Origin of the sequence: Dokdonella koreensis DS-123 (assembly GCF_001632775.1) — a bacterium.
Taxonomy (GTDB): Bacteria; Pseudomonadota; Gammaproteobacteria; order Xanthomonadales; family Rhodanobacteraceae; genus Dokdonella; species Dokdonella koreensis.
Genome location: NZ_CP015249.1, coordinates 2,252,580 through 2,272,465 on the forward strand (window position 1 = coordinate 2,252,580; position 19,886 = coordinate 2,272,465).

17 protein-coding genes and 1 tRNA gene are annotated in these 19,886 nt (G+C 67.2%); 14 read left to right on the forward strand and 4 right to left on the reverse strand.

Annotated features, from left to right (window positions below):
• Positions 1 to 24: 24 nt before the first annotated feature.
• Positions 25 to 1,329, reverse strand: coding sequence for a tRNA lysidine(34) synthetase TilS (tilS, locus tag I596_RS09145; RefSeq protein ID WP_223303800.1), 1,305 nt, complete (start codon positions 1,327 to 1,329; stop codon positions 25 to 27).
• Between the two features lie 137 nt (positions 1,330 to 1,466).
• The gene (tdh, locus tag I596_RS09150; protein ID WP_067646763.1) at positions 1,467 to 2,489 is read right to left on the reverse strand and encodes an L-threonine 3-dehydrogenase; all 1,023 of its coding nucleotides are present in this window, start codon (positions 2,487 to 2,489) and stop codon (positions 1,467 to 1,469) included.
• A gap of 292 nt (positions 2,490 to 2,781) precedes the next feature.
• On the opposite strand from tdh, the gene I596_RS09155 reads away from it, so the two are divergent.
• From I596_RS09155 to I596_RS09210, 12 genes are all read left to right on the forward strand, one after another.
• Complete coding sequence (locus I596_RS09155) at positions 2,782 to 3,483, forward strand: hypothetical protein (RefSeq protein WP_067646766.1); 702 nt, start codon at positions 2,782 to 2,784, stop codon at positions 3,481 to 3,483.
• Positions 3,484 to 3,711: 228 nt separating this feature from the next.
• The gene (locus tag I596_RS09160) at positions 3,712 to 5,799 is read left to right on the forward strand and encodes a S46 family peptidase (protein WP_425478808.1); all 2,088 of its coding nucleotides are present in this window, start codon (positions 3,712 to 3,714) and stop codon (positions 5,797 to 5,799) included.
• Between the two features lie 27 nt (positions 5,800 to 5,826).
• Positions 5,827 to 6,774: a tRNA (adenosine(37)-N6)-dimethylallyltransferase MiaA gene (miaA, locus tag I596_RS09165; RefSeq protein WP_067646771.1), complete on the forward strand. Its 948-nt coding sequence runs from the start codon at positions 5,827 to 5,829 to the stop codon at positions 6,772 to 6,774.
• A gap of 127 nt (positions 6,775 to 6,901) precedes the next feature.
• Positions 6,902 to 7,162, forward strand: coding sequence for an RNA chaperone Hfq (gene hfq / locus I596_RS09170; protein WP_067646774.1), 261 nt, complete (start codon positions 6,902 to 6,904; stop codon positions 7,160 to 7,162).
• A 20-nt stretch (positions 7,163 to 7,182) separates the two neighbouring features.
• The gene (gene hflX / locus I596_RS09175) at positions 7,183 to 8,520 is read left to right on the forward strand and encodes a ribosome rescue GTPase HflX (RefSeq protein ID WP_067646777.1); all 1,338 of its coding nucleotides are present in this window, start codon (positions 7,183 to 7,185) and stop codon (positions 8,518 to 8,520) included.
• 99 nt (positions 8,521 to 8,619) lie between these two features.
• The gene (gene hflK / locus I596_RS09180) at positions 8,620 to 9,732 is read left to right on the forward strand and encodes an FtsH protease activity modulator HflK (RefSeq protein ID WP_067646779.1); all 1,113 of its coding nucleotides are present in this window, start codon (positions 8,620 to 8,622) and stop codon (positions 9,730 to 9,732) included.
• Between the two features lies 1 nt (position 9,733).
• Positions 9,734 to 10,594, forward strand: a complete 861-nt coding sequence (gene hflC / locus I596_RS09185) for a protease modulator HflC (protein ID WP_067646783.1) — start codon at positions 9,734 to 9,736, stop codon at positions 10,592 to 10,594.
• A gap of 5 nt (positions 10,595 to 10,599) precedes the next feature.
• Positions 10,600 to 10,788, forward strand: coding sequence for a DUF2065 domain-containing protein (locus I596_RS09190; protein ID WP_067646786.1), 189 nt, complete (start codon positions 10,600 to 10,602; stop codon positions 10,786 to 10,788).
• A 163-nt stretch (positions 10,789 to 10,951) separates the two neighbouring features.
• Entirely contained in the window at positions 10,952 to 12,244 is a 1,293-nt protein-coding gene (locus tag I596_RS09195) for an adenylosuccinate synthase (protein ID WP_067646789.1), read from the forward strand.
• Between the two features lie 128 nt (positions 12,245 to 12,372).
• A complete protein-coding gene (locus tag I596_RS09200) occupies positions 12,373 to 14,490 on the forward strand; it encodes a M13 family metallopeptidase (protein ID WP_067646792.1) in 2,118 nt (705 codons plus the stop codon).
• Positions 14,491 to 14,595: 105 nt separating this feature from the next.
• Positions 14,596 to 14,680 (forward strand) — tRNA-Leu (locus tag I596_RS09205).
• 667 nt (positions 14,681 to 15,347) lie between these two features.
• A complete protein-coding gene (locus tag I596_RS09210; RefSeq protein WP_067646794.1) occupies positions 15,348 to 15,776 on the forward strand; it encodes an OsmC family protein in 429 nt (142 codons plus the stop codon).
• Positions 15,777 to 15,855: 79 nt separating this feature from the next.
• On the opposite strand, the gene I596_RS09215 is transcribed toward I596_RS09210, so the two are convergent.
• Positions 15,856 to 16,221 (reverse strand): hypothetical protein, encoded by a 366-nt coding sequence (locus I596_RS09215; RefSeq protein ID WP_067646797.1) that lies wholly within the window; start codon positions 16,219 to 16,221, stop codon positions 15,856 to 15,858.
• A gap of 590 nt (positions 16,222 to 16,811) precedes the next feature.
• Here I596_RS09215 and I596_RS18470 point away from each other — a divergent pair.
• The gene (locus I596_RS18470; RefSeq protein WP_150132092.1) at positions 16,812 to 17,327 is read left to right on the forward strand and encodes a methionyl-tRNA formyltransferase-like protein; all 516 of its coding nucleotides are present in this window, start codon (positions 16,812 to 16,814) and stop codon (positions 17,325 to 17,327) included.
• Between the two features lie 313 nt (positions 17,328 to 17,640).
• Positions 17,641 to 18,732: a calcium:cation antiporter gene (locus I596_RS09220; RefSeq protein ID WP_067646800.1), complete on the forward strand. Its 1,092-nt coding sequence runs from the start codon at positions 17,641 to 17,643 to the stop codon at positions 18,730 to 18,732.
• Positions 18,733 to 18,748: 16 nt separating this feature from the next.
• Here I596_RS09220 and selD read toward each other — a convergent pair whose 3' ends face one another.
• Positions 18,749 to 19,804 (reverse strand): selenide, water dikinase SelD, encoded by a 1,056-nt coding sequence (gene selD, locus I596_RS09225; RefSeq protein WP_067646803.1) that lies wholly within the window; start codon positions 19,802 to 19,804, stop codon positions 18,749 to 18,751.
• Between the last annotated feature and the right edge of the window lie 82 nt (positions 19,805 to 19,886).

Genomic DNA, 19,886 nt, shown 5'->3' on the forward strand with positions numbered 1-19,886 from the left:
AAGTAGCCCAGGGCCTGGGCAAGTTCAATGGCGGCGCGTGTCGCCACCTTCCGGGCCCCGTGTCCACTCCAGGCGGCATCGGTGTCGATCGAACAGGCTGCGACCCTCGTCGCTGAGCCACAGATCGGCGACGGCAACCAGGCGATCGTCCGGATCGAACACCAGCGGCAGCCGGCCGCGTTCCCAGGACGGCAGGCCGGCCTCCTGGAACAGCCGCCCCAGATCGCGCCGATGGCCGGCATCGGTCAACCGGACGGTCTCGCCGCCACGCCGGAAGCGCACGCCAAGCGCATCGGGCAGATGAACCGGCGCGCCTCCCGCGACCACGGGAACCAGGCGCAGCTGGCCGAGGCCGGCCGGCAGCTGGACCGGCGCTGCGCCGAGCTCGGCATGCCAGCCGGGCGGCGGAACCTGCAGCGGGGCCAGGGCGTGCAGCAGGTCGCGATAGCGCCGCAGCTCGGCGCCGGGCCAGCGCACGCACGGCTGCCGGTCGTCGGCGGCCTCCGCCAGTTGGCGCACCAGTTCGGCGGCCTGGAAATGGGTCGGTTCGGGCAGGTCCAACGCACGCAACCAGCGCCGCAGCACCGGATCGCGCAATGCCTCCGGCAGTTCGAGCCAGCCCCGGTAGCGCAGCGTCGCCGGGTCCAGTCCCTGCAGCGAGGCCAGCGCCCGTTCGGCCTCCGTGTCGATGAAGTCCGCTGCCGCCCGTGCCCAGGCAGACGCCATGACGATGCTGCTGTCGGCCTCCGGCCAGCGCTGGCGAAGACGCGGGAGGACCTCGGCGCGCACCAGGTTGCGGTCGATCGTCATGTCGAAATTGCTGGGGTCCTGGACCCAGGACAGGCCGTTGGCCAGGGCATAGCTGCGCAACGCCGCCTGCGGCAGGTCCAGCAGCGGGCGCCATGCCTGTCCTGCGCCCAGAGGCCTCAGGATCCGCATCGCGCCGATGCCTTCGGGCCCGGCACCGCGCATCAGCTTGAGCAGCACCGTTTCGGCCTGATCGTCCCTGTGGTGCGCCAGCGCCAGGAACTCGCCGGGCGCCAGATCCGACGCGATCGCGGCGTAGCGGGCTCGCCGCGCGGCCGCTTCCAGCCCGTGACCGGCACCGAGGGCGACCTCGACCTCCAGCACGTCCAGCGGCACCGCCAGCTCGGTGGCGACGCGGCGGCAATGCCCGGCCCAGGCGCGGCTGTCCTGCTGCAGGGCATGGTCGACGTGCAGTGCGCGCAGGCCGCGCGCGCGCGCTGCGGGCAGCCGCGCCAGCGCGTGCAGCAGCGCCGTGGAATCGAGGCCGCCGCTGTAGGCGACGCGGACCGGTCCCGGCGGCAAGACGAGCAGGGCCGCGTCGAGGGTCTCGGTGAGGCGGTGGACGGTCAGGACGTTCCCCTGCAGTCACCCAGGTCCGGAGGGCAGGGCCGCCGCGGGCAGGGCGCGCTCGCCGAACGCGCCCGCCACGCCGAAGCCCGTCAATTCCAGGAGCAGACCACCTTGCCGCAATTGCCGGCCTCCATCAGGTCGAAACCCTTCTGGAAATCATCGATGTGGATCTGGTGGGTCAGCACCTTCTGCAGCGGGAACCCGGTCAGCACCATCTGGGTCATCTTGTACCAGGTCTCGTACATCCGCCGGCCGTAGATGCCGTGCAGCACCAGCCCCTTGAAGATCACCTTGTCCCAGTCGATGCCGGCGCCCTTGGGCTGGATGCCGAGCAGGGCGATCCGGCCGCCGTGGTACATGCAGTCGAGCATGTCGTTGAACGCGCGCGGGTTTCCGCTCATTTCCAGGCCGACGTCGAAGCCCTCGATGTGGAGGTCCTTGACCACCTCGCGCAGCGACTGCTGGGAAACGTTGACCACGCGCGTGGCGCCCATGTCGGCGGCGAGCTTCAGGCGGTAGTCGTTAACGTCGGTGACCACGACGTTGCGTGCTCCCACGTGCTTGGCGATACCCGCCGCAATGACGCCGATCGGACCGGCACCGGTGATCAGCACGTCCTCGCCGATCAGGTCGAACTCCAGCGCGCAGTGCGCCGCGTTGCCGTACGGGTCGAAGAAGGCGGCGAGTTCCGAGGGGATCTGGTCGGGAATCGGCCACAGGTTCGAGGCCGGCATCGCGATGTACTCGGCGAAGGCGCCGTGGCGGTTCACGCCGATACCGATCGTGTTCGGGCACAGGTGCTGCCGGCCGGCGCGGCAGTTGCGGCAGACGCCGCAGACGATGTGGCCTTCCGCCGAGACGCGCTGGCCGACTTCGTAGCCTTTCACGCCCGCGCCGATCTCCACGATCCGGCCGACGAATTCGTGGCCGATCACCAGTCCCGGCTTGATCGTCCGCTGCGACCACTCGTCCCAGAGATAGATGTGCAGGTCGGTCCCGCAGATGGCGGTTTTCTCGAGCTTGATCAGGACGTCGTTGGGGCCGATCTGCGGCAGTGGGACGTCGTCCATCCAGATGCCCTTGCCGGGTTCGCGCTTTACCAGTGCCTTCATGAGGGATCGTTGTCGCGGGCGGGTTGAGAGGGGCGGGATTATAGGGGCGTCGGCCGGTGGTCCGGTGTCCCCGGTTGCTCAGGGCGCCCGCTGCACGCGGCATACGGCTTCGTATGGCCTACACCATTTTTCGTATGTGACGTCCAGCCTGTTGCATGGAGTCGCTGAATGTGCTCGAATCGTTAAATATTTTGTGGTCTGCCCAGGCCCGGGGGGGTTTGCATCCCGGGAAGTTTGTCAACGCGGGCGATGCCTGCCCATTCCGGAGAACGTGTAGTGTCCAAGTCGCTTCTTGTCCCTTTCCGTCAGTCTGCTGTGCGCCGCCGGCGCGCAGGCCGCCAGCCTCAGCCGTGCGCCGGCGAGCCCTGTCTCTGCCCCCACCGCGGCCTGCCCGACCGGCCCGGGCAACATCAGCCACAACACCGATTGCACGCCGGTCCAGGGCACCGTCGCCTGCGGTGCGGACGGCCTCGCCACGACCGCCGAGAACAGCTACTACCGCCGTTACGTCCTGGCCGCCGGCACCACGCCGGGCGCCAGCGTCTCGTCGGTCCAGATCGGTGTCGAGAGCACCCGTTCGGGCACCGGCGGCGATGTGACCGGCCTGGAAGTTCGTGTCTACACGATCCCGACCGGCACCGCCCTGACCACCGGCGCGCTGACGATGATCGGCTCGGCGTCGTTCAGCTCGCCGGACGGCAACGTGCTGGCCGAGCAGATCCTCCCGATCTCGCCGGCAGCCGTCGTCGCCACCCCGGCCACGCAGGACATCGTCGTCGAAGTGTTCCAGCCGGACCTCGAGCCGTCGAACAGCGCGTTCGTCTTCGGTTCGAACGCGACCGGTGGTGGCGTGACCTACCTGCGCGCCCCGGACTGCGGCGCGAACCAGCCGGTCGACATCGCCACGCTCGGCGCCTTCAGCAACGTCAAGATCATCGCTGCCGTCGCGGGCCAGGGTCTGCCGGTGTCGCTGCAGGACTTCACGATCGAGTGATGTTCCGCTTCAACGCATGAAGAAAGGCGCCCCGGACCTCCGGGGCGTTTTTTTGGCCGCGCTCCGGCTTGACGGCCCCTCGTGACTTCCTGCCTGCGCAAAGGCCCGGGCTTTTGGGCAGCATAGGTGGTTTGCCCCCTTCCGAGGCGTTCCATGCACCGTACTTCGTTGATCCTGGCGCTCGCGGCGGCGATCGCCGTCGTTTCTCCGGCTTCCGCCACCGAGGGCATGTGGCAGCCGTCCCAGCTGCCGGCCATTGCCGATGACCTCAAGGCTGCCGGCCTCGAGCTCGATCCGGCCCAGCTGACCGACCTCACCGGCTCCACGATGGGTGCGATCGTCAGTCTCGGCTTCTGCACCGCCTCGTTCGTCTCGCCGCAGGGGCTGATCGCTACCAATCACCATTGCGCGTACGGCGCCATCCAGTACAACTCCACCGCCGAGCGCAACCTGATCAAGGACGGTTTCCTGGCCCGCAGCCTGGGTGAGGAACTGCCGGGCGACCCGAACCTGCGCGTCTACGTGACCGAGGAGATCCGCGACGTCACGCGCGAGATCAACGGCCGGCTCAAGTCCGGCATGGACGGGTATGCGCACTTCGAGGCGGTCGATCGCGCCGAGAAGGAGATCGTCGCCCGTTGCGAGAAGCCGGGCGGCCTGCGCTGCAGCGTCTCCTCATTCTACGGCGGAGCCAGCTATCAGCTGATCCGCCAGCGCGAGATCCGCGACGTGCGCCTGGTGTACGCACCGGCCGGCGCGGTCGGCAAGTTCGGCGGCGACGTCGACAACTGGATGTGGCCGCGTCACACCGGCGATTTCAGCTTCCTGCGCGCCTATGTCGGCAAGGACGGCAAGCCGGCCGCCTACGCCAAGGACAACGTGCCGTTCAAGCCCAAGCACGTCCTTCCGGTCAATGCCGACGGCGTGCAGGCCGGCGATTTCGTCATGGTGACGGGCTACCCGGGCCGCACCAACCGCTACCGGCGCGCGACCGAGGTCGCCGACGCGATCGAGTGGTCCTATCCGGTTCAGCAGCAGGTCGTGACCGACATCCTCGACATCATCGACGCCGAAGGCCGGCGCAACCCGGATGTCGCGGTCAAGTACGCCAGCGCCGTCGCCAGCTTCAACAACTCGCTCAAGAACTACGGCGGCCAGCTCGAAGGCCTGGGACGTGCCGATGCGGTGACCAGCAAACGCGCACGCGAGACCGAGCTCGACGCCTGGCTGGCGCAGCAGGGTGCGAGCGAGGCCGGACTGCGGACCGACATCGCCGCGCTGGACACACTGCTGGCCGGCCAGCGCGCGACGCGCGATCGCGACCTGATCCTGAGCTACCTGCAGCGGACCCAGCTCTACAATGCGGCCTACAGCCTCTACCGGCTGGCAGGCGAGCGCGAGAAGTCCGTGATCGAGCGCGAAGCGGGCTACCAGCCGCGCGACGAGGCCCGTATCGAGGGCAACCTGCGCCAGATGGAACGGCGCGGCGACCCGGCGGTCGATGCGCGGATCCTTGCGTATGTGCTCAAGCGCTACACCAAGCTCCCCGCAACGCAACGCGTCGCCGCGCTCGACGGCTGGCTCGGCGAAGGGGCAGTCGCCGATGCCCAGGTCGACGCCAAGGTCCAGGCGCTCTATGCCGGCAGCCACCTGAGCACGACCGATGCGCGCCTGGCCGGACTGAAACTGTCGCGCCAGCAGATCGAGGCGTCGGATGACAGCGCCTACCGGCTGATGGCCGCACTGATGCCGGACCTGCTGCGGATCGAGCGCGAGCGCAAGGCGCGCGCCGGTGACGAGATGAAGCTGCGGCCGCGCTACATGCAGGCGATGATCGCATTCAACGAGGCCCAGGGCAGGGCGGTCTACCCGGATGCCAACAGCTCGCTGCGCGTGACCTACGGCAAGGTCCAGGGACTCAAGAAGGACGGTGTCGAGTTCTTCCCGTTCACGACGCTCGAAGGCATCGTCGCCAAGACCACGAACGTGGACCCCTTCGACACCCCCGCCAAGGTCACCGAGCGGATCAAGGCACGCGACTACGGCCGCTATGCCAGCCCTGCGCTCGGCTCGGTCCCGGTCGACTTCCTGGCCGATCTGGACATCACCGGCGGCAACTCCGGTTCTCCGACGCTCGACGCGAAGGGACGACTGGTGGGCCTGGCCTTCGACGGCGTATGGGAAAGCGTCAGCGCGGACTGGATCTTCAATCCCGAGCTGACGCGTTCGATCCAGGTGGACGTGCGCTACATGCTCTGGGTCATGGACAAGGTGGACGGCGCGACCAACCTGCTGCAGGAAATGGGGGTTCGCTGAAACACGGGGCAGGCGCAAGATAGCCCGGTGCCGATCGATACCCGACCCGCCGCGATCTTCCTGATGGGGCCGACGGCCTCGGGCAAGACGGCGCTGGCCTGCATGCTGGCCGACCGGTTTCCGGTCGGCCTGGTCAGCGTCGACTCGGCCCTGGTCTACCGCGGGCTCGACATCGGGGCGGCCAAGCCCGATGCGGCCAGCCAGCGCCGGTACCCGCATCGGCTGATCGACATCCGCGAACCCTCGCAGGCCTATTCGGCCGCCGAGTTCCGCAACGATGCGCGGGCGGCGATGGACGCGCTGGCCGAGGCGGGCAGGGTGCCGCTGCTGGTCGGCGGCACGATGCTGTATTTCCATGCCTTGCAGCGCGGCCTGTCGGACCTGCCCGAAGCCGATCCGGCCGTGCGTGCGCGGCTGGCCGCGGAGGCCGAACGGGTAGGCTGGCCTGCCCTGCATGCGCGCCTGGCCGAACGCGATCCGGCCGCGGCGGCGCGCATCCGGGCCACCGATCCGCAGCGCATCCAGCGTGCGCTGGAAGTCATCGAGCTGTCCGGGCGCCCGTTGTCGGCCCAGCAGGGCGGGCTGCGCGAACGGCTGCCATGGCGCGTGCTGAAACTGGCCCTGGTGCCCGAGCGCCCGGTACTGCACGCCCGCATCGCCGAACGCTTCGACGCGATGCTGGAGGCCGGTTTTCTGGACGAGGTGCGCCACCTGCGTGCACGGGGCGACCTGACCGCCGATTCGACGGCGATGCGGGCGGTCGGCTACCGGCAGGCCTGGGAGTACCTGGACGGGCTGAGCGATGCACCGACGATGCGCGAACGCGCGATCTTCGCGACGCGCCAGCTGGCCAAGCGCCAGATCACCTGGCTGCGCAGCGAGCTGGACGCGCGCTGGCTGGATCCGGAGCGGGCCGACGTCCGGGAACGCGTGGTGCAGGCACTGACGGGCTTCCTCGGCACCCGCAGGATGTGAGACGGACGTTGGAACTTGGCCCCCGTTTGCCTAAGATAGCGCCATTGAGCCGGGGCCATACCGGGCGTGGTTTGCGCCGGGTGCCTGTTTTGTCCGGCTCGGGTTGCGCGATCAGGAGAATGAAAACATGTCAAAGGGGCAGTCATTGCAGGACCCGTTCCTCAATGCGCTACGGCGCGAGCGCGTGCCGGTGTCGATCTATCTGGTCAACGGCATCAAGCTGCAGGGAACGATCGAGTCCTTCGACCAGTTCGTCGTATTGCTGCGCAATACGGTGAGCCAGATGGTCTACAAGCACGCGATCTCCACCGTGGTGCCCACGCGCAACGTGCGCATTTCCGGGCCCGAGGGCCCGTCCGGAACGGCCGAAGTCGCCGATTCCGACTGACCGAGCGCAGGTAGGCCGCACTGTTCGAACGATCCAGAAAAGGCGAGCGGGCGCTGCTGCTCCAGCCGCAGGCGCCGGGCCGGAGCGATCCGGTGCTGCTCGACGAGTTTGCCGAACTGGCGCGCTCGGCCGGTGCCAGTGTCGTCGGCAGCCTCAGCGCGCGCGTCGAGCGGCCCAATCCGCGCTACTTCGTCGGCACCGGCAAGGCCGACGAGCTCAAGGCCCAGCGCGACGCGCTCGGCGCCGACCTGATCCTGGTCAACCATGCACTCAGCCCGGTCCAGGAGCGCAACCTGGAAAAGCTGACCGCGTGCCGCGTGGTCGACCGCACCGGCCTGATCCTCGACATCTTCGCCCAGCGGGCCCGCTCCCACGAGGGCAAGCTGCAAGTGGAGCTGGCCCAGCTCAAGCACATGTCCACGCGGCTGGTGCGCGGCTGGACGCATCTGGAACGCCAGCGTGGCGGTGCGATCGGGCTGCGCGGGCCGGGTGAGACCCAGCTCGAGCTCGACCGGCGCCTGCTGGGCGAACGGATGAAGCAGTTGCAGAAGCGCCTCGACAAGGTCGCCACCCAGCGTGCGCAGGCACGCCGTGCGCGGCTGCGCAACGCGTTGCCGGTGGTCGCCCTGGTCGGCTACACCAATGCCGGCAAGTCGACCCTGTTCAACGCGCTGACCGGTGCCGGCGTCTACGCCGCGGACCAGCTCTTCGCCACGCTGGATCCGACCCTGCGGCGCCTTTCGGGGCTCCAGAGCGGGCCGGCGGTGCTGGCCGATACCGTCGGCTTCATCCGCGACCTGCCGCACGACCTGGTCGCCGCCTTCCGCTCCACGCTGGCCGAGGCGCGCGAAGCGGACCTGCTGCTGCACGTGATCGACGTCGCCGACCCGGAGCGGGACCAGCGGGTCGTCGATGTCGAGGCCGTGCTGGCCGAGATCGGCGCCGGCGACGTGCCGCAGGTGCTGGTCTACAACAAGATCGATCAGCTCGAAGGCGTGGAGGCCCGCCTCGACACCGGCGACCCGGAATCGCCGCCGCGGGTCTGGGTATCGGCACGCGACGGACGTGGCCTGGAGCCGCTGCGCGAGGCGATCGCCAGGCGGCTGGCCGCCGAGCGGGTCCAGGCCGTACTGCACGTTCCCGCCGCCGCCGGCCGCCTGCGCGCGCGGCTGCACGCACAAGGGCTGGTCGCCGCCGAAGCGGCCGAGGACACCGGCTGGCGGATCGAGATCGACGCCCCGCGCGCCCTGGTCGAACCGCTGTTCGGCCTGTCCGACGGCGACGGCCACTGGCTGCGCGAGCGCTTGCTTGCCCCTGCCGAGGTCGAAACCTACAATCCCCAGGCAACTGCGCACTGATCGCCTCCCCGCGATACCGCCGGTTGCCTTCCCCGAATCGGATTCATCGACGGCCGCGCATCGGGCGCTGGCCGATCAAGGCAACGAGGTAAGCAATCAATGGCTTGGAACGAACCCGGTAGCGGGAAACGCGATCCGTGGCGTGACGGCGGCGGCAGTGGTGGCGGTGGCGGAACGCCGCCGGACCTGGACGCGTTCTTCCGCAGGATCCGTGACTTCTTCTCGCGCCTGACCGGCGGCGGCAGTGGCGGCGGCGGTTTCGGCATCGCGATCCTCGGCGTGCTGATCGCCTGGACGCTGTTCGATTCCTGGGCGCTCATCGACGCGCGCCAGCACGGCGCCGTGCTGCGCTTCGGCGAATACTCGCGGCCGATGATGCCCGGCCTCAACCTCAAGTGGCCGCGTCCCATCGAGTCGGTGGAGAAGGTCGACGCGACGATCCGCTCGATCTCCGACCAGGTGCGCATGCTGACCCGCGACGAGAACATCGTGCAGGCCGAGTTCAACGTCCAGTACGAAGTGGCCGACGCGCGCCGCTACCTGTTCAACGTCGACCGCCCCGACGAGACGCTCAAGCAGGCCGCCGAAAGCGCGGTCCGCGAGGTGATCGGCTCGAGCAACCTCAACTCGATCATGCCCGACCAGGTGGTCGAGGTCGAAGGCGAGCCGGTACCGGCCAACCCGAGCGCCGAGCTGGCCAGCCAGGTCAAGCGCATCCTGCAGCAGACGCTGGATCGCTATGAAACCGGCCTGGAGGTCACCGAGCTGAACTTCCAGAACGTGCGCCCCCCGCAAGAGGTCAAGGACGCGTTCGACGATGCGATCAGCGCACGCGAAGACCGCCAGCGCTCCAGCAACCTGGCCGACGCCGACGCCAAGCGCCTGGTGCCGGAAGCACGCGGTGAAGCGGCCCGCATCCTGGCCGAGGCCGCCGGCTACAAGGCCGAGCGCGTCGCCAAGGCGCAAGGCGACGCCGATCGTTTCCGCCTGATCGCGGACGAATACCGCGCCGCGCCGGAAGTCACGCGGCGGCGCCTGTACATCGAGACGCTCCAGCAGGTCGTCGGCGAGAGCAACAAGGTCATCGACTTCAGCGGCGGCAAGAACGTCTTCTACCTGCCGGCGCCCGGTGCCGCGTCCTCGCCGCAGCCCGTGCCCGATCCGGTGCCCTCGGTGATGGCCCCGACCCCGTCCAACAAGGGAGGGCGCTGACATGCGTTCGATGGCAACCATCCTCGTCGCCCTGCTGGTGCTCGTCGGCGCCAGCTCCACCTTCGTCGTCAGCGAAGCGCAGACCGCGCTGCTGCTGCAGTTCGGACGCATCGTCAAGTCCGGCTACCAGCCGGGCCTGCACTTCAAGCTGCCGCTGATCCAGCAGGTTCGCCGCTTCGACAAGCGCGTGCTGACGCTGGATTCGGCACCCGAGCGCTACCTGACGTCGGAAAAGAAGGACGTCAACGTCGACTTCGTCGTCAAGTGGCGCATCGTCGACGCGGCCAAGTACTACATCGCGATGGCCGGCGACGAACAACGCGCCCAGCAGCGCCTGGGACCGATCGTCAAGGAAGGCATGCGTACCGCGATCAACTCGCGCACACTGCAGCAGGTGGTCGCCAGCGCGCGTTCGGACATGACCGCCGGCCTGGTGCTCGGCGCCAACCGGGCGTCGCAGAACTTCGGCGTCGAGATCATCGACGTGCGCATCAAGCGCGTGGACCTGCCGGAAGAGAGCGCCGTGCTGCGCTCGGTCTACGAGCGCATGCGATCGGAGCGCAAGCAGGTGGCCGACTCGCTGCGCGCCGAGGGCGAGGAAGCCGCCGAGCGCATCCGCGCCGAGGCCCGCCGCGAGATGCAGGTCATCAAGGCCGAAGCGTACCGCGACGCGCAGAAGACCCGCGGTGAAGGCGATGGCCAGGCCGCCAAGATCTACGCATCGGCCTACGGCGGCGATCCGGAGTTCTATGCGTTCTACCGCAGCCTGGACGCCTACCGCGAGTCGTTCAAGGACGGCAAGGGCGTGCTGCTGCTCGATCCGGAGTCCGAGTTCCTGCGCTATCTCAAGAACAGCAAGTAGGTCCGGTGACCGGCACGACGCTGTCGGCGGCGCTATGCCTCGTGCTGGTGATCGAGGGTCTGTTCCTGTTCGCCGCGCCGGGTGCCTGGAAGCGGATGGTGGAGCAGGTCCGCGGCCTCGACGAACGGAGCCTGCGCATGATCGGCGCGGCGATGGTGGTCATCGGCCTCGTCGCGCTACGGTGGCTGGCCTGATGTCGCAAAACTGAAAAGGATTCGGCCGGCCGGCAGGCGTATGCTGGCCTCTGCCTGCGGGCGACCGGATCAACCGATGCGAACGCGTGGCCCGCGGCGATATCGCTGCCTGGGTCGCCGACGTCGCCCCACGGTGGGGCATGACAATGAAGCGAGAACCAACATGGGTAAGTCGGTAGTCATTCTGGGTGCGCAGTGGGGCGACGAGGGCAAAGGCAAGATCGTCGACCTGCTGACCGAGCGGGTCAGCGCCGTGGCGCGCTTCCAGGGCGGCCACAACGCCGGTCACACGCTGGTGATCGGCGGCAAGAAGACGGTTCTTCACCTGATCCCGTCCGGCATCCTGCGGGAAGGCGTCCAGTGCCTGATCGGCAACGGCGTCGTGCTGTCGCCCGCCGCGCTCAAGAGCGAGATCGCCGAGCTGGAAGAGCAGGGCGTGGAAGTGCGATCGCGCCTGAAGATCAGCCCGGCCACGCCGCTGATCATGCCGTACCACATCGCCGTCGATCAGGCGCGCGAGAAGGCGTCCGGCGCCAAGGCCATCGGCACCACCGGCCGTGGCATCGGCCCGGCCTACGAGGACAAGGTCGCCCGGCGCAGCATCCGGGTCGCCGACCTGATGTACCCGTCCGAACTGCCCGAGAAGGTGCGCGCGGCGGTCGACTACCACAACTTCGTCCTGACCCATTGGCTCAAGGCCGATGCCGTCGATTTCGCACAGGTGCTCGACGATGCGCTGGCCTTCGCCGAGTACCTGCGGCCGATGATCGACGACGTGTCCACCCTGCTGTACGACGCACGGCGCAACGGCGACAACATCCTGTTCGAGGGCGCGCAAGGGGCCTTGCTCGACATCGACCACGGCACCTATCCGTACGTGACCTCGTCCAACACCACGGTCGGCGGCGCGCTGGCGGGTACCGGCGTCGGCGCCTGCGACATCGACTACGTCCTGGGCATCTGCAAGGCCTACGCGACACGCGTCGGTGGCGGGCCGTTCCCGACCGAACTCAACGACGAGATGGGCGAGATGCTGCGCAAGCGCGGCAACGAGTTCGGTGCCAGCACCGGACGGCCGCGCCGCTGCGGCTGGATCGACCTGGTCGCGCTGAAGCGCGCCACGCAGATCAACGCGATCAACGGCCTGGCGATCACCAAGCTCGACGTGCTCGACGGCCTCCCCAGCATCAAGGTCTGCATCGCCTACGAGTACCGCGGCAAGCGCCGCGAACTGGCGCCGCTCGACGCCGACGGCTGGGCCGAGTGCAAGCCGGTCTATCTGGAATTCCCGGGCTGGGAAGAGCCCACCTCCGGCGTGCGTGACTGGAACAAGCTGCCCGCCGCCGCGCGCGCCTACCTGCGGGCGGTCGAGGAATTGTCCGGCTGCCATCTCGCCCTGGTCGCCACCGGGGCCGATCGCGACGACACCATCGTCCTGCGCGATCCGTTCGGCTAGAACGCACAGGGGACGGTGCCGCCAGGCACCGTCCCCTGGTTCCGCCCGCCGCGGGTACCATGACTTTCGAGCTATCCGCACCCCGCCGCGATAGCCTACATTGACGGTTTGCCTTTCCGGAGCCGTCTATGAACCCGCGTATCGTCAAACCCCTGGTGCTGGCCGTCTCGATCGGCACGGTACTGGCGGCCTGCCAGAAGGCCGAAACGCCCGCACCCGCCGCCCCGGCCGAGGCACCGAAACCTGCCGCCGCCGCGACACCGGCGATCGACCTGGCGACGCTGAAGACGCCCGTCATCGCGTTCAAGCCGAGCGACCTGGATGCCTCGACGTCGGCGTGCACCGACCTCAATGCCTACGTCAACGGCACCTGGCTGGCCGCCAACCCGGTGCCTTCGGATCGCACCACCTGGGGCAGCTTCGAGGCCCTGTCCGAACGCTCGCTGGAACTGCAGCAGCAGATCGCCGATGCCGCGCTCGCGCGCGCCGACGCCAACGGCGTGGAGAAGCTGGTCGGTGACTTCTACGCCGCCGGGCTGAACGCCGAGGCGATCAACTCCGCCGGCATCGCGCCGATCCAGCCGTTGCTCGACAAGATCGCCGCGATCGACACGCCCGCCGCCGTCACCGCCTACGTGCGCGAAGCCTATGCCCAGGGACGCGGCATGCTCTTCAGCTTCGGCGGCAACGCCGACTACAAGAATTCGGAAATGGTGATCGCCTATGCAGGGCAGGGCGGACTGTCCCTGCCGGAGCGGGCGTACTACCTGGAAGACCGCGAGGACTACCAGAAGGCACGCACGGCCTTCGTGGATCACGTGAAGAAGACCCTGACGCTCGCCGGCATCGACGCCGCTGCCGCCGCCACCCAGGCCGACGCTGTCCTGGCGCTGGAGACGCGGCTGGCCAAGGCGTCCCTGCCGCGCGTGGAACTGCGCGACCCGGCCAAGCGGTATCAGCCGACGACGCTGGAGCAGGCCGACGCGCTGACGCCGAACTTCTCGTGGACCGCGCTCTTCGACGCGGTCGGCGTGGAAAAGCCCTCGATGTTCTCGCTGGCGATGCAGGGCTTCTTCACCGAGGTCAACACGATGCTGGCCGACACCCCGGTGGAGACCTGGCAGGCCTATCTGCGCTTCCACGAGATCGACAGCGCGGCGCCGTATCTCGGCGACGCGCTCGCCGACCAGAACTTCGCGTTCTACAGCCAGGCATTGCGCGGCCAGGCCGAGCAGCAGCCGCGCTGGAAGCGCGTGCTCAACACGCTCAACGGCTCGATCGGCGAGGCGCTCGGCCAGTTGTACGTGAAGGTGGCGTTCCCACCCGAGTCGAAGACGAAGATGGAGCAGCTGGTCGGCAATCTCAGCACGGCGCTCAAACATCGCCTCGAGAACCTGACGTGGATGGGCGACCAGACCAAGGTCAAGGCACTGGAGAAGTGGGCCAGCTTCACGCCGAAGATCGGCTATCCGGACAAGTGGCGCGACTGGACCGGGCTGAGCTTCTCGCGCGACAGCTATGCCGGCAACGTGCTGGCGGCGACCGCCTTCAATGCACGCTACCGCTTCTCGAAGATCGGCAAGCCGGTCGACCGCGCCGAGTGGTTCATGTCGCCGCAGACGGTCAACGCCTACTACAACTCGACCCGCAACGAGATCGTCTTCCCGGCGGGCATCCTGCAGCCGCCGTTCTTCGATCCGAAGGCCGACGACGCATTGAACTACGGCGGCATCGTCGCCGTGATCGGCCATGAAATGATCCACGGCTACGACGACCAGGGCAGCAAGTTCGACGCCAAGGGCAATTTCGACAACTGGTGGACCGACGCCGACCGCGCCGGCTTCGAGCAGCGCACCGCCAAGCTCGGCGCGCAATTCGACGCCTACGAGTCGATCGACGGCATCCACGTCAACGGCAAGCTGACGATGGGTGAGAACATCGCCGACCTGGGTGGCCTCTCCGTGGCTTACGACGCGATGAAGCGCGCGCAGGGCGAGGGCTTCTCCGATCCGAAGATCGACGGGTTCACGCAGGACCAGCGCTTCTTCTTCAACTGGGCCACGGTCTGGCGCCGCAATTTCACGCCGGCCGAACTCAAGGTGCGCCTGACCACCGACTCGCATGCGCCGGCCAACTTCCGCGCGATCGGCGCGCCGTCGAACCTGCCGACGTTCGCCGCCGCGTTCGACTGCAAGGCCGGCGATGCGATGGTGCGTCCCGACGACGTGCGGGTGGTGATCTGGTGAAGGGCGGCGCATCCCGGATCAATTCTCCGGGATGCGGCCTTCTCCGTTGACAATCGCGTACGTGAACCGTATTGTTCGCGCCCCGGTTGGCCATGCCGACCGGATGCCCAGGTGGCGGAATTGGTAGACGCACTAGTTTCAGGTACTAGCGGGTAAAACCGTGGAGGTTCGAGTCCTCTCCTGGGCACCATCTCGAATACGGACGTCGGCAAAGTCGACGGCACAAAAAACCCCGCACTTGCGGGGTTTTTTGCGTCTGGACCCAGGGCAGCACCTTCGACTTCGAAGAAGGCAATGGCGCGCAGTCCCGCCGGAATCGGCAGAGCCGGCTTTCGCGCAGGGCAGGGCTCGTACGTAGGCCGGCAGGCCACTAGCGGCGTTGAGGTGGCCAAGTCTGCAAGTCGCAGTGCAGAGCGGACGCCCGGACGCTCCACTCGAGATCGACCGGGGCGCAGCAGGCCCAAAAAGAAAGCGGCCCCGGCAATGCCGGGGCCGTAGATGGTTCTGGCCATTCCTGGCGATCCGATCAGTCCTTGATGGCGGCGCTCTCGCGCGGCGCGAACGGGGGAGTACCTCAGGGGGAAGGAGACTCCGTTACCGACGCAGGGCTAGTCTCCATCAGCACGGCTGAACCGAACCCAAGCGCCGTTTCGCTACTCCGACATCCCGTGAAGCACACCACAGTGCGGCATGATTTGCCCCGCGGCCGCGGCATCGGTTGAATAAGACGCGCTCATGCCACACCAACGAACGACCGGACGGCGTATCGTCTACCGATGCCTGCGCCGGCCACGCTGTGGTCGCAGGCTCCGTTCGCAGGCTCGTTGTTCAACCATGCATCCCAGAGGAGAAACCCGATGAAGATTCAACGCAGCGGATCGGCCCAGTGGCGCGGCGGGCTCAAGGACGGTCGCGGGGCGATCTCGACCCAGAGCGGCGCGCTCAAGGAGTATCCCTACGGCTTCGCCAGCCGGTTCGAGGGCGTCGCCGGCACCAATCCCGAAGAGCTGATCGGCGCGGCCCACGCCGGCTGCTTCACGATGGCCTTGTCATTGGCACTCAACAAGGCCGGCTTCACCGCCGAAAGCCTGCAGACGAAGGCGGTGGTCACACTGGAGCAGGACGCGACCGGCTTCGTGATCTCGGCCGTGGCCCTGACGCTCGAAGCCGTCGTGCCGGGCTTGGCCGACGCCCAGTTCCAGGAAATCGCGGCCGACGCCAAGGCCAATTGCCCGGTCTCGCGCGTGCTCGACACCGAGATCACGCTGCAGGCCACGCTTAGCTGAGCCAGAGCGTTCGGGACACCCATGGCAGGACGAAGAAGGCCCGCGATTGCGGGCCTTCTTTTATCGAAAAATCAGGTATCTACGGCTCGCCATTGCCCGTATATGTGCAAGGTATGGCCTTGTTCTGCCGTGTGGCCAGTTCGATATGGTGCACGCCGTCGATGGTGCGCACCGCGTAGAGCCAGCCATCGATGCATTTCACCTTGGCTTTCCGGGCGGCATCGATCGTGAAGTCAGGTTGCGACACGCCTTGCGGGAGCCGTGGGGCGTCGATCGACCGCTGTACCTCCGCGATGCCGGCGCGCACGGTTCTCGCGCTGATACGCGGCGGGATCGGCTTCGCGGAGGCTGGAGCGATCGCCGGCAGCTCGATGTGGTCGACCGTGCGCACGGTCGAGCCTGGTACGAGATAGCGCTTGACGGCCCACGTGCCTATGAGCGCCATTGCTGCGAACCAAGCCGCGAACAATGCAAACCCACGCCACGTGATCCTCACGCCGTTCCCCCGGGTCATCCGTCCCTGACACGAAGCTATAGCGGACAGGACCTGGTGGTCAACACGGTGCTTGCGCATGAGGGGAGCATGCGGTTTGTCAGCACTCTGAAGCATTGTTCCGAACGCCTTTTGCATCACGCTTCGCCGTTTTCTGCACCTGTTCGCATTAATACTTCGTGGTTTCTGAGAAGCGTTGTTCCGAAACCAGCAGCAAAAGCATCTGTTCCTCCGAACAGCTAGCGGGCCGAGCTCAACAGTACATTTGTGAACGACTGACGGTGCACCACATCCAACCGGCCGAGGTGAAAGCGGACACGTTCAAAGTTCGGGAGCATAGACATGACGTCAGCGTTCCCCCGACTTTTGATACTCGCTACTTGTTGCATCGCCAACGCTCTTGGATCCACGGCGCCTGCCTCTAAGTAGTCGATCGACAAGGTCAGGGCAGGCGGAAGTTGGAGGAGAATCTGTCGCGTTCGTTTAGCCCCGGCGGATAGTCAACAGACACTGCAAAGCTGTTGCATCTTGTGGAGGTGAGGGTGAAAGACTTCGATCGCCATTTCGTTGAAGCAACAGCCGCAATTGGGCCGGAATATTTCCTGCTGCCCATAGTCGTAAAAGATTCGGTGTTTCGAGAACGCGTCTATTGCTACGAGCTATACCACCAGCTCCGACAACGGTGGCCAGTAGCATTGGAGAATCCGTGGCGGCTGAGCGGAGAAGTGGACAAGCGCTCGCACCAGTATTTCCGCCATGAAGGGGCTCGGGCGCCCAAGCCGGACTTCTTGGTGCATCAGCCTGGCTTTCACCAAAACTTCGCCGTAATGGAGATCAAACCGCCCGGCGTGAAGCTCGCTGGCGTACGAAAGGACGTAGCGACGCTGGATCGTTTCACGCGCAAGTTCGGTTACAAACGCGGCATCATGCTGATTTACGGTCTACAGCCAGATAAAGCGCTGGGGCAGTTTCACAAAGTAGTAGGAGACCGCGATCAAGGTAGGCTAGAACTCTGGGTGCATCCAGTTCAGGGCCAAGTAGCATTTAGGTTGATCTGAGTCAGCAGCCTGACTCGAAAGTACGCATATGTATATTATGTCAAATTAGATGTACACCAAGGCCGGGCCGCCCCTGCGCATCCCTCCCTCATATGAGCCGCGGCGCGACATCACCGATCCGGGGCCCGGATGCAAGGCCCGGCCTCGCCCACGGCGGAAAGCACCGACAGCGCTCGGAATATTCGAGCGCAGCTGCGGGCGCCATGCGGTGGCCGGCCCGCGTGCCTGCCCTGATCGAGCCGCCGATGCCGGCTATGATTCCTGACTGCCGCGCACGGCGCGGCGGCTTCCAGTCCCGTCATCCAGGAGCGATATGAGCCAGCAGATCAAGCACAACCCGTTGTGGACGGTGATGATTCCCCCTCTCGGGATCGCCATTCTCGGACTGTCCTGGGCTGCGCCTGGTCTTCCCGGCATCCTTGCGCTGCTGGTGCTCGGGCTCGTCGGCAGCGTCATTGCCTCGGTGCACCATGCGGAAGTGATCGCGCACCGCGTCGGCGAACCGTTCGGCACCCTCGTGCTGGCGCTGGCGGTCACCGTCATCGAAGTCGCGCTGATCGTCTCGATGATGCTGTCCGGCGGCGAAAGCACGTCCGGGCTGGCGCGCGACACCGTCTTTGCCGCGGTGATGATCATCCTCAACGGCATCATCGGCGCCAGCCTGCTGGTCGGCGGCCGCAAGCATCACGTTCAGGGCTTCAAGCTCGACGGCATCAATGCCGCCCTGGGCGCCCTGACGGTCATCGTGGTGTTCACGCTGATCGTGCCGAACTACTCCACGAGCGCCCCCGGGCCGGTCTACACCAGCAGCCAGCTGGTCTTCGTGGCCATAGCGACCCTGGTGCTGTTCGCCGCGTTTACGTTCTTCCAGACCATCCGCCACCGGGACTACTTCCTGCCGGCCGACGAGGGCGAGAAGGACCCGCACCAGCATGCTGCGCAGCCGACCAACCCGGAAGCCCTGGCCAGCCTCGGACTGCTGTTGCTGGCCTTGGTCGCCGTGGTGCTGAGTGCCAAGGGGATCTCGCCCTCGATCGAGGCCGCGCTCAATGCCGTGGATGCCCCGGCCTCGACCATCGGCATCCTGATCGCGGCCATCGTGCTGCTGCCCGAGAGCGTCGCCGCGATCCGGGCCGCGCACGCCAACCGGCTCCAGACCAGCCTCAACCTGGCCATCGGCTCGGCGATCGCCAGCATCGGCCTGACCGTACCCGTCGTCGCGGTGCTCGCGGTGGTCATGGGCTGGCCGCTCGCGCTGGGCCTGGACACCAAGTCGACCCTCTTGCTGGTGCTGTCGCTGTTCGTCGTCTCGATCTCGCTGAGGACCGGCCGTACGACGGTGCTGCCCGGCGTGGTCCACCTGGTGATCTTCGCCGCCTACCTGTTCCTGAGCTTCGTGCCGTGACGGCTGGCGCAGTGGCCTAGACGACGCTCACCCGGGGTGGCCCGGCGATCATCCGGCCGATGATCGCCGCGTCGCCGAAGCCGGCCTGGTCGAACAGCGCCAGCACCGATGCGGCCGCACCAGGCGCGCAGGCGACCAGCAGGCCGCCGCTGGTCTGGGGATCGGTCAGGAGAGCCGGGTCCTCCGGTGAAAGCGTCGATGCAAGGTCCACCTGCCGGCCGTACGCCTGCCAGTTGCGCGCCGAAGCGCCGGTCACGGTGCCGGTCCCGGCCAGCGCCCGGGCCTGGGGCATCAGCGGAACCCGGGCCGCCTCGATCCGCACGCCCAGGCCACTGCCGCGACAGATCTCCAGCAGATGGCCCAGCAGGCCGAAGCCGGTCACGTCGGTCATCGCATGGACGCCGTCGAGCTGCGCCAGCGCGATACCGGGCGTATTGAGCCGCGTCGTCGTCTCGATCAGCCGCCGGTACGCCGCATCGTCGAGTACCCCTTTCTTGAATGCCGCCGAATGGATGCCGACGCCGAGCGGCTTGCCGAGCACCAGCACGTCACCGTCGGCTGCCGCGGCATTGCGCGCGATCCGCTGCGGATGCGCCAGCCCTATCGCCGCCAGGCCGTAGATCGGCTCGACCGAATCGATGCTGTGGCCGCCTGCGATCGGTATGCCGGCCTGCGCGCATGTCGCCTCGCCGCCACGCAGGATTTCGCGGATCGTCGCCCGCGGCAGCACGTTCACGGGCATGCCGACGATCGCCAGCGCGAACAACGGGCGGGCGCCCATCGCGTAGAGGTCCGAAAGCGCATTGGTCGCGGCGATGCGGCCGAAGTCGAACGGGTCGTCGACGATCGGCATGAAGAAATCCGTGGTCGCGACGACCGCCTGTTCGTCGTTGAGGCGGTAGACCGCCGCATCGTCCGAGGTCTCGCGCCCGACCAGGAGATCGGCGAACGCAGCGGCGGCAGGAAGGTCGTGCAGCAGCTCGGCCAGCACGCCCGGCGAGATCTTGCAGCCGCAGCCACCGCCGTGCGACAGCGAGGTCAACCGTGGTGGCGTTGTGTCAATCGTGCTCATGACCCAGATGCTCTAACCAAGATGCATCGTAGTTGCAACGAAGTCTGATGTTCGTGAAAAGTGCGGCCACGGATGGCCGCTT